The sequence below is a fragment of the Kitasatospora sp. NPDC091257 genome (assembly GCF_044757675.1).
Taxonomy (GTDB): Bacteria; Actinomycetota; Actinomycetes; order Streptomycetales; family Streptomycetaceae; genus Kitasatospora; species Kitasatospora lactacystinica.
Map to the genome: position 1 here is coordinate 1 of NZ_JBIVVI010000329.1, position 7,817 is coordinate 7,817.

Consider the following 7,817-nt stretch of genomic DNA (forward strand, 5'->3'; position numbering starts at 1 on the left):
CCTCTCCCCGACGAAAGGAAAACCCTTGCCCACCACGACCCCCGGCCGTACGGCGCCCTGGCTGCGCCTGTTCGCGGCCCTCCTGGTGACCTGTTGCGCCGCCCTGGGCCTGACCGCCGCGCCCGCCCGCGCCGCCGCGGCCACCCCGGAGGCCGCGCCGGCCCCGCTCGCCGCCTGCGCCTCGCCGCAGCAGTGCCTGACCATCAAGTCGCTCAGCAACGGGCGCCAACTCGACGTCCAGAACGGCAACATGGGCGACGGCGCCTACATCGTCACCAACTCCGCCCCCGGCTACCACCAGTCCTGGCGGCTGAACGTCGACCCGTCCGACTCCTCCTTCACCATCGTCAACAACGACACCGGCAAGTGCATCGACCTGGCCTTCTTCACCCCGGCGCTGCGCCAGCAGAGCTGCGCCGGGCAGGCCAGCCAGCGCTGGTACTTCCAGCCCGCGGCGGCCGGCGGGGCGGACTCGTTCATGATCCGCCACGCCGGTGACAACACCTGCCTGGACCTGCTGCTCGGCGGCAACTACGACGACGCCTGGACCGACCAGTACAGCTGCAACGGCACCGTCAACCAGCAGTGGTCCACGGGCTTCGCCCAGGCCGCCCGCAACCTGGCCGTCGACCACGGCGCCAAGCAGTGCCAGAAGGACCCCTCCAGCTGCTCCTGGGCCACGAAGAGCGAGGCCCCGGCCGCGCCGCTGCCGCGCACCTGCGCCTCCGCGGTCTGGTTCAACAACACCAGCAGCGCCGTCCAGCAGTCCTTCGCGGTCACCGACGACAGCGGCTGGTCCAACACCATCGGCGCCGACATGGGCACCCAGATGTCCGCCGGCGCCCCCGGCAACGTCCTGACCGGGACGATCAGCTCCTCGCTGAAGTACAGCAACGAATGGCACGGGTCGCGGAGCGTCAACAACAGCGTGACCGTCACCGTCCCGACCCAGGAGTACGGCTGGGTGACGCTCGCCAAGATCGCCCGCAAGGTCACCGGCACCTGGACCTTCGACGCCCACGGCATCCCGTGGACCGCCGAGGACACCGTCACCGTCCCGCTCAGCTCCGACCCCACCGCCGGCGCCACCCTCTACATCGCCAACACCAGCGCGACGTTCAGCAGCTGCTCCTGACACCGCGCCCGCTCCACGGCCGCCGCCCGCGCACCGCGCCGGGCGGCGGCCCCGCGTTTCCGGCCGGTCGGCAGGGCCGTCCGGACGTGCGCCGCCGCGCAACCCGCCGTACAGTGCCCCGGCTCACCCCGCCCGCACGGCTGTGACCTGCGCATTCACCCGAAGCTGCGGGCGGACGGACCTCTGGCTAGCCTGGTCGTCGGGTGGGTGCGAAGCATCGCCGTGCCCACCGGCCCCCGGAGGCCCGGCGGCCGGTGCGACCCACAGGGACCCCAGGGCTTCCGGCGTCATCCGCGGAAGTGCCCGCGCACCTCTCGGACCACCTCACAAGGGACAACCCGCATGAGAGTGACAACCATGTCTCCTGCCAAGCGCATCGCGACCGCGGCCGTCGCCGCCGTCCTGCTGGGCGCCACCCCCGGCCTGGCCACGGCCGCCACTCCGCAGACCGCACTCCCCTCCCAGCCGACCGGCGAATGGCACCAGTTCAAGATCTACCCGCCCAACCTCCCGCCCAGGAACCTGGACGTCGACAGCGCCGGCAGGGCCGTCGTGGCCGTCGTCGACCCCGAGAGCGCACGCCAGCAGTGGAACCTGAGCAACATCGGCGGGCTGCCGCTCATCGAGAACAGGGCGACGGGCACCTGCCTGACCGCGCCGAACGACACCCTGGACGCCGTCACCGTCCAGGCCTGCGACAAGAACAACCCGAACCAGCGGTGGGACGTGCACTACGTGACGGCCGGCCAGGTGGCGATCTCACCGAAGGCCCACCCCCGCCTCGCCCTCACCGGGGGCACCCAGGCCGGCAGCAACGCAGCCCTCCTGCGGACCTACGCGGCGCAGGACAACCAGCAGTGGTCCATGCGGTCCGTGAAGTAGTGGCCCTCCCGGGCAGCCCCGCCCCCGGCAGGCCCGCCGACGCCCGCGGCACGCCCGTGACCTGCCTGTTCCCTCGGAGCTGCGGACGGACCGACCTCTGGCTAGCCTGGTCGGGTGGGTGCGAAGCACCTCCGTGCCCACCGGGCCCCGGCGACCGGGGCGGCGAGTGATCCACCCCCTCGCATGCACCCCCGGCGCGCCCCACGGCCCCGTGAACCCGCGGTGCTTCCGGCGCCATCCGCCGAGGAACCCGCACGCCTCTCGGACACCCCACAAGGGAAAACACATGAGAGTGACAACCATGTCTCCTGCGAAGCGCATCGCGACCGCGGCCATCACCGCCGTGCTGCTGGGCGGCACACCCGGCCTGGCGGCGGCAGCCACCGGAACGGCCGGCTCCCAGGCCCCGCAGCAGACGACGCAACCGTCCAAGCAGACCGAGAACTGGAACCAGCTCCGGGTCTGGCCGCGGGGCGACACCTCGGCCAGGAACCTGGAGGCCGGGCGCGGCGGCCGGGTCATCGTGGCCACTCCCGAGCGCAACAACGACCGCCAGCAGTGGAACCTGAGCACCATCGCCGGGAAACAGCTCATCAAGAACAAGGCGACGGGCACCTGCCTGACCGCGCCGAGCGGCTCCCGCGGCTCCGTCACGCTCCGGCCCTGCGACCAGAACGACATGAACCAGCAGTGGACCGTACGCAACGTGGGACAGGGCAAGGTCAGGATCTCCCCCGCCACCCACCCCGACCTCGCCCTCACCGGCGGCACGAGGCTCGGCAGCGCCGTCGCCCTCCGCACGTACGACGGGGCGCGCTCCCAGGAGTGGAGCACCGTGCCCCCGGGGTCCTGATCCCCCGGAGGCTCCGACGGCCCGTTCACTGGGTACGGCCCTGCCCGAGCGGTCGGGCAGGGCCGTACGCAGTGAACTCCCCATCAGTCAGCGATTTCTGACTTGACATCAGGTCACCGTAGCCGCCTTGCCGCTCAGGCGGTCCAACGCCTCGCGCACCGCCAGGCGCCCGGCGGTGCGGAAGGAGTACTCGCGCGAGTCGGCCAGGTGCACCACGATGTGGTGCACCACCAGCGCCAACGCCACCGGGGTGCCGGGCAGTTGCTCGGACAGTTCCGCGCGCACGCCCTCGGCCAGGGCGGCGTGGAAGCGCTCCAGGTCCCCGGGCTCCGGATCGCCCCGGACGGTGGCGTCCGGGGCGGACTCGACGCGCAGGCCCTCCTCCCAGGGCTCGAAGTCCACGGTGACGATCGCGACGTCGCCCGGGCAGCTCGTCTGGTGGACGTAGCGGGCCCGTACGCCGCGGACCGGGCGGGGCGGGAAAGCCTGCTGCTCGGCGGTCACCGGGTCAGGAGTGCTCGATCTCGACGGAGGTGATCACCACGTCCTCGACCGGGCGCTCGTTGTCGGTGGGGGTGGTGGCGATGGCGTCGACCACGGCCTTGGAGGCGGCGTCGGCGACCTGGCCGAAGATGGTGTGCTTGCGGTTGAGGTGGGCGGGGGTGCCCACCGTGATGAAGAACTGCGAGCCGTTGGTGCCCGGGCCGGCGTTGGCCATCGCGAGCAGGTACGGCTTGGTGAAGAACAGCTCCGGGTGGAACTCGTCCGCGAAGGAGTAGCCCGGGCCGCCGGCGCCGGTGCCGGTCGGGTCGCCGCCCTGGATCATGAAGCCCGCGATCACCCGGTGGAAGAGCGTGCCGTCGTAGTACGGGCCCTGGCCCGGCTCGCCGGTGCGCGGGTCGGTGTACTCCCGGGTGCCCTCGGCGAGTTCGGCGAAGTTGCGGACCGTCTTCGGCGCGTGGAACGGGAACAGCTCCAGGCGGATCGGGCCCGCCGTGGTGTGCAGGGTGGCGAACCGGGCAGTGGCCACGGGTGACTCCTCGGGTACGGCTGGCGGGTGGGGCCCGTGCGGCCCGGTGCGGTGACCTGGGCCGTTCGGCTACCGCATCCTGGCACAGCCTCCGCCCGCACGGCCGAACCGGGTGGGACGATCCGGACGTCAGACGTAACAGGACGTCGGGCGAAAGGCGGGTGGTCGTGATGGTCGGTGCGGTTCTGGTGGGAGTGCTGGTCCTGGTCGTCGCGGGGTGCGGCTGCGTGGTGTGGGCCGACCGCGGCGGGCCGCGCTGGACCCGGGTGGTCGCGGCCCTCACCCTCGGCGCCGGGAAGGCGGTGCGCAGCTACCAGCGCCAGCGGCCCCGCCGGGTGGGGAACGGCGGCGCGGACGGCGGGGACGGCTGCTGAGCCACCGGCCGGGGGCGGGCGACGCGGCGGACGGCGACGGGCCGCCCGGGACGCGGCGCGTCCCCGGCCGCCGGGGGTGTGCGGCGGGCGGGGACGCGCAGGGAGATGGGCTCCCGGGGTGTCAGCTCTCGGTGGGGCGGCGGCGGGCGGCCACGACCATCGCCGCGCCCGCGGCGAGGGCCGCGGCGGCGCCGCCGGCCTCCCAGCCGAGCCCGTCGCTGCCGGTGGCGGCGAGCGTGCCGGAGCCGGTGCTGCCGGTGCTGGCCGTGGTGCCGTTGCCCGTACGGGCGCCGGTGGTGGTCGTGCCGCCGGTGGTGGTGCCGGTGCCAGTGCCGGTACCGGTTCCGGTGAGGCCGGCGGGCTGGACGGTCTGCGGCTGCTGCCCGGAACCGTCGGTGCCCGTGCCGGTGCCGGTGCCCGTGCCCGTACCCGTGCCGGTGCCCGTGCCGGTGCCCGTGCCGGGCTTGGCCGCCGCGGCCTCGTCCTCGGCCCTGGCCTTGGCCCAGCCCTCCTTGAGGAAGGCCAGGAGGTCCGCGTAGCTGCCCTCGAAGGCGGCCATGGCGGCCTTCTTCACCGCGGGGCCGCCGGTCTCGATGATCTGGGAGACCTTCAGCCGGTTGTCGCTGAAGCGCAGGTTCGGCAGCTCGACGGTCAGGAAGCGCCGCACGTCCTCGGCGTTGCCGTCCATGGCCTTCTGGGCGGCCGCGGCGGTGACCGGACCGGTCTCCTTGTCGGCGATGATGCGCAGCACCTCGACCCGGTCGTCCTCGAACTGGGCCTTGGCGAAGCCGCTGTTGAGGAAGGCCTCGACGGCCTCGTCGGTGCCGGCGTCCAGCGCCTTGCCGGCCGCCTCGCGCACGGCCTTGCCGCCCTTGTCCATGAGCTGGGCGAGCTTGACCCGGTTGTCGTCGCCGCGCAGCTTGGGCAGCTGGACGTCCAGGAAGCGGCGCAGCTCGGCGGCGCCGCCCTTGAGAGCGTTCTCGGCGCCCTCGCGCACGCCGGGGCCGGTCTTCGGGTCGGCGAGCAGGGCCTCGACCTCGGCGCGGTCCTCGTCCTCGGCGCGGGCGATGTACTGGCCGGTCTTCAGGAACTCGGCGATGGCGTCGTCGCCGCTGTTGAGGGCGGCCCTGGCGGCGGCCTTCACGGCCGGGCCGCCGGTGCTGTAGATCTGGGAGGTCCTGACCTGGTCGTCGATCTTGCGCTGCTCGTCGAGCTCGACCTCCAGGAAGTGGCGCAGCTCGGCGGCGCCGCCCTTGAGGGCCTTCTCGGCGGCCTCGCGCACGCCGAAGCCGCTCTTCGGGTCGGCGAGGATGCGCTTGACCTCGGCGCGGTCGCGCTGCTCCTGTCCGTCGTCGTCCCCGGGGGCGGCGTCCTTGGCGGAGTCCGAGCCGGTGTCGGGACCGGAGAGGCCGATCGGCTTCGGGGCGTCGGAGGCGGAGGCCGTGGAGGGGAAGAGGACAGCGGGGGCCAGGACCGCGGCGGCGACGACGGCGGACACCCGGGGCAGCTTCATCGAGAGCAAACCTGCTTTGTGTGAAGGGATCATGAATGACCCACAGCATAGATCCACTTTTACGATCGGCATACCGGATAAGTGCCGACCCCCGACCCGCCCCGACCTGCCCTGACCTGCCCCGATCTGTCCGGCTTCCCCTTCCGCCTTCCCCCTTCCGGCGCCGGGCCGCACCGGCCCGCACCGCGCCCCCTGCCGGTCCGAGGCCGCCGCTAGGCTCTGACGGATGAGCTTCCACCTGGTCGTCGGACACGGGCCCGCCGGGGCCGCCACCGCCCGCCTGCTGGCCGAACAGGGCCACGAGGTCCGGGTCGCCACCCGCACCGGGCGCCCCGCCGGGCCGGCCGTCCCCGGCGTCGAACACCTCGCCCTGGACGCGAGCGACCCCGCACAGCTGGCACCGGCCGCCCGCGGTGCCGCCGCCGTCCACGGCTGCGCCGCGCCGCCGCTGCCGCAGTGGGCGCGGCGGTGGCCGGCGCTGACCGCCTCGCTGTGCGCGGCGGCCGAGGACAGCGGCGCGGTGCTGGTCATGCTCGGCAACCTGTACGGGTACGGGCCGGTGGCCGGCCCGATGACCGAGGACCTGCCGCTCGCCGCGACCGGCCCCAAGGGTCGGGTGCGGGCGGCGGCCTGGGAGCAGGCGCGGGCGCTGCACGAGGCCGGGCGGATCCGGGCGGTGGAGGTGCGGGCCTCGGACTTCTTCGGCCCCGGGGTCACCGACGGCGGCCACCTGGCGGCGCGGGTGATGCCCGGTCTGCTGAAGGGCCGCCCGGTCGCCACCCTCGGCGACCCGGACACCGCGCACAGCTGGACCTACCTGCCGGACGTGGCCCGGGCGATGGCGGAGATCGCCGGCGAGGAGCGGGCCTGGGGCCGGGCCTGGCACGTGCCCACGGCCCCTCCCCTGTCGGTGCGCGCGATGGTCGACCGACTGGCCGCCGAGGCCGGCGGCGGGCCGGTCGCGGTACGCCGCCTGCCCGCGGCCGCGCTGGCCGTGGCGGGGCTGGTCTCCCCGCTGCTGCGCGAACTGCGGGAGGTGCGCTACCAGTTCGACCGGCCGTTCGTGGTGGACAGCTCCGCGTACGAGGCCGCGTTCGCGGTGCGGGCCACGCCACTGGAGGAGCAGCTGCGGGCGACGGTCGCCTGGTGGCGCGAGCGCGCGCAGCCGTAGCACCGCACGGGCAACCGGCCTGCGCGGAAGGGACCGTTCCGGCTCGATGCCGCGCTGCTGCCGCATCACGTCCCGCACGCAGGGGTGCGGTTGACCGCGCCGGGTCTGACCCTTGCCTACAGCGGCGACGCGGGAGCGGACCCCGCCCTTGCCCGGCTGGCCGCGGGAGCGGATCTGTTCATCGCCGGAGCCACCCTGCAGGGCCCGTCCGCCGACGGCGGCGACCCCCACCTGATGAACGCCGCGGAGGCCGGGACGTGGGCGGCCCGTTCCGGGGCCGAGCGCCTGCTCCTCACGCACTTCTGGCCCGGCAGCGACCGCACGCGTTCGACCGCCGAGGCCGGGAGCCGGTTCTCGGGCGAGGTGATCGCGGCCGAGGAAGGCATGGTGCTCTCGTTATAGCTGGAAAGCGTGGAAGGAAATCCTCCTGTCGCCCGACGGCAGCGGGGCCGGCAGGCCGGGGACGGCGATCCGTCCGGCGTACAGACCCTCCAGGAAGGACACGGCCCCCTCCGGGTACGACCACCAGCCGCCGCTGCGGCCCCGGACCACGACCGGCCACGCGTCGGGGTCGGCAGCGGCGGTGTGCCAGAGGATCTCGTCGCCGTCCGGGGTGCCCGCCCACGCCAGCAGTGCGGGCCGCGCCCCCGTCCCCTTCGCCGGTGGTGTACTCCGCCGGGATGTCCCCCTCCCGGAGGTCGTCCTCCAGGATCTCCCGGTCGGAGCGGACGCCTGCGACGAACGCCGCCTCCGACCCGGGCACCGGGGTCGACACGAGGAGGAACTCGTCGACCGAGAAGCCGGGGCAGCGGGCCGACAGCTCGCGGTGGTCGGAGGGCAGTCCGGTACCGGTCCCCTC

At 74.1% G+C, this 7,817-nt stretch carries 9 protein-coding genes; 6 read left to right on the top strand and 3 right to left on the bottom strand.

All coding sequences use genetic code 11. From position 1 onward, the window contains the following. Nucleotides 1-25: 25 nt before the first annotated feature. The 3 genes from ACIQOV_RS17375 to ACIQOV_RS17385 all read left to right on the top strand — a co-directional run bounded on the left by ACIQOV_RS17375 (nt 26) and on the right by ACIQOV_RS17385 (nt 2,870). Nucleotides 26-1,135, top strand: coding sequence for an RICIN domain-containing protein (locus ACIQOV_RS17375; protein WP_401049364.1), 1,110 nt, complete (start codon nt 26-28; stop codon nt 1,133-1,135). A gap of 357 nt (nt 1,136-1,492) precedes the next feature. Then, nucleotides 1,493-2,017: an RICIN domain-containing protein gene (locus ACIQOV_RS17380; RefSeq protein WP_401049366.1), complete on the top strand. Its 525-nt coding sequence runs from the start codon at nt 1,493-1,495 to the stop codon at nt 2,015-2,017. A gap of 301 nt (nt 2,018-2,318) precedes the next feature. Further along, on the top strand, nt 2,319-2,870 hold the full coding sequence (locus tag ACIQOV_RS17385) for an RICIN domain-containing protein (protein ID WP_401049367.1): 552 nt from the start codon (nt 2,319-2,321) through the stop codon (nt 2,868-2,870). A 108-nt stretch (nt 2,871-2,978) separates the two neighbouring features. On the opposite strand, the gene ACIQOV_RS17390 is transcribed toward ACIQOV_RS17385, so the two are convergent. Beyond that, on the bottom strand, nt 2,979-3,374 hold the full coding sequence (locus tag ACIQOV_RS17390) for a hypothetical protein (protein WP_401049369.1): 396 nt from the start codon (nt 3,372-3,374) through the stop codon (nt 2,979-2,981). A 4-nt stretch (nt 3,375-3,378) separates the two neighbouring features. Continuing rightward, nucleotides 3,379-3,900, bottom strand: a complete 522-nt coding sequence (locus ACIQOV_RS17395) for a peptidylprolyl isomerase (protein ID WP_401049371.1) — start codon at nt 3,898-3,900, stop codon at nt 3,379-3,381. A gap of 170 nt (nt 3,901-4,070) precedes the next feature. Here ACIQOV_RS17395 and ACIQOV_RS17400 point away from each other — a divergent pair, with 170 nt between their 5' ends. Continuing rightward, on the top strand, nt 4,071-4,274 hold the full coding sequence (locus ACIQOV_RS17400) for a hypothetical protein (RefSeq protein ID WP_401049373.1): 204 nt from the start codon (nt 4,071-4,073) through the stop codon (nt 4,272-4,274). A gap of 121 nt (nt 4,275-4,395) precedes the next feature. On the opposite strand, the gene ACIQOV_RS17405 is transcribed toward ACIQOV_RS17400, so the two are convergent. Then, nucleotides 4,396-5,787: an ALF repeat-containing protein gene (locus ACIQOV_RS17405; protein WP_401049376.1), complete on the bottom strand. Its 1,392-nt coding sequence runs from the start codon at nt 5,785-5,787 to the stop codon at nt 4,396-4,398. A 226-nt stretch (nt 5,788-6,013) separates the two neighbouring features. Here ACIQOV_RS17405 and ACIQOV_RS17410 point away from each other — a divergent pair, with 226 nt between their 5' ends. Both ACIQOV_RS17410 and ACIQOV_RS17415 read left to right on the top strand, forming a co-directional pair. Next, nucleotides 6,014-6,958: an NAD-dependent epimerase/dehydratase family protein gene (locus tag ACIQOV_RS17410; protein ID WP_401049375.1), complete on the top strand. Its 945-nt coding sequence runs from the start codon at nt 6,014-6,016 to the stop codon at nt 6,956-6,958. A 57-nt stretch (nt 6,959-7,015) separates the two neighbouring features. After that, entirely contained in the window at nt 7,016-7,360 is a 345-nt protein-coding gene (locus ACIQOV_RS17415; RefSeq protein WP_401049378.1) for an MBL fold metallo-hydrolase, read from the top strand. Nucleotides 7,361-7,817: the final 457 nt, after the last annotated feature.

Coding starts and splice junctions, on each gene's coding strand:
- ACIQOV_RS17380 (WP_401049366.1), top strand. CDS start 1,493: ATGTCTCCTGCCAAGCGCATCGCGACCGCGGCCGTCGCCGCCGTCCTG.
- ACIQOV_RS17385 (WP_401049367.1), top strand. CDS start 2,319: ATGTCTCCTGCGAAGCGCATCGCGACCGCGGCCATCACCGCCGTGCTG.
- ACIQOV_RS17400 (WP_401049373.1), top strand. CDS start 4,071: ATGGTCGGTGCGGTTCTGGTGGGAGTGCTGGTCCTGGTCGTCGCGGGG.
- ACIQOV_RS17405 (WP_401049376.1), bottom strand. CDS start 5,787: ATGAAGCTGCCCCGGGTGTCCGCCGTCGTCGCCGCCGCGGTCCTGGCC.
- ACIQOV_RS17410 (WP_401049375.1), top strand. CDS start 6,014: ATGAGCTTCCACCTGGTCGTCGGACACGGGCCCGCCGGGGCCGCCACC.